The sequence below is a fragment of the Natrarchaeobius oligotrophus genome (genome assembly GCF_003841465.1).
GTDB lineage: Archaea > Halobacteriota > Halobacteria > Halobacteriales > Natrialbaceae > Natrarchaeobius > Natrarchaeobius oligotrophus.
In genome coordinates this window covers 1-1,297 of record NZ_REFZ01000055.1, presented here as the reverse complement: position 1 = coordinate 1,297, position 1,297 = coordinate 1, and the positions used below count along the sequence as shown (strand labels likewise).

The 1,297-nt window shown below is 60.4% G+C and carries 1 protein-coding gene; it reads right to left on the bottom strand.

Annotated features, from left to right (window positions below; all coding sequences use genetic code 11):
• Window positions 1–117 precede the first annotated feature (117 nt).
• On the bottom strand, window positions 118–1,284 hold the full coding sequence (locus EA472_RS21785) for an ISH3 family transposase (protein ID WP_124193544.1): 1,167 nt from the start codon (window positions 1,282–1,284) through the stop codon (window positions 118–120).
• Window positions 1,285–1,297 lie beyond the last annotated feature (13 nt).

Here is a 1,297-nt window from a genome sequence, read left to right as displayed (position 1 = left end):
CGACGGGAGTTCGACTCTGAAATCGAGTGAAGCTATGTGGATCTGTCGCTGTCGGCGGCGCTCAGCCGCCGACGCGACGGCGTTGCCACTCACGAACAGGGCTTCCTCGGTCGGTGGTTACCGGTAGAACCGATCGTCCGGTGGCCGATTTGCGGGGACGGCCCGACGCACCGCGAGGGCCGTCCACGCTGCCCGTCGGATCATATTGATGAACTCCTTGAACGACCAGGCCCAGAGGCGACGCCCGCCACGGCGGGGCGTCGCCACATATTCCCAGTGGAGATACCGCCAGACGTTCTGCAACAGTAGGCTCACCACGACGTACAACAGCCGTACGACCGGATCTTGCGTCGATGTCGTCGCAATACTCTGTTCGGACAGCCGGTAGCTGGCCTCGATACCGAAGCGTTTCGCGTAGTGGTATCGAGCGTCTCGTGGCGTGTCGATGAACGGCGCGTCAGCGGCGTAGCCGTGACGCGCCACGCCGTGTTCGTCGTACCGTCCGTTCTGGTAGGTACAGTCGATGTAGACGGGAAACTCGACGGTCCAGTTGTGACCGTCGAGTTTGCCCGTCAGCTTGTGTTGGATGACGCGACTCCAGCCTTCGGAGAGTTCCTGCTTGGTCGTCTTTCCCCAGCGGACGATCGGCATTACGTAGGCGAGATTGTGCGCCTGAAGCAACGTGAGACACTTGCTGTCGTAGAATTCACGGTCGAGGTAGACGGCCTTGACTTCAGCGTCAAGGCCGTCGAGCACACCGAGAAACTCCGCGAGGACACTGCTGGCAGTGTCGCCGTCTTCGAGACGGCGCACTGCCAGCGTGAACCGCTTGTTCGTCACACGCGCGTAGAGTGTGGCGTACGCATGGAATGCGGTGGTTCCACGTTTCGCTTCCGAGTGATAGAGGCCGTCTGTCTCGTCCTCGTCACCATAGTAGGGCCGCAGGTGGAGGTCTGCGCAGACCTCCACCTGCTCGGGAAGCACGTCGAGAACGTCCTTCTGAAGCAGCGTGTTGCCGATTTGCTCGACCGACTCCAAGTCGAACTTCTCGCGGAGGTGGTAGAGAACCGTGTTGTGGTGGGGTGAATCTTCGCTCTTCTCACAGAGTGTCGAGACCGAGGTCCCGTCGGCGCATGCGCCGACGAGGACCTCGTGAATGTCTTCTGACGTCGTTTCGGCGTTGGGAGCGAGATCAAGCTCAACTTCCTCGTCAATCGAGTTGACGAGGAAGTTAAGAACCTGGTCCTCGTGGATCGAACCGTCTGCTTGCGTGGGATTGAACACACCATCGGCAAGC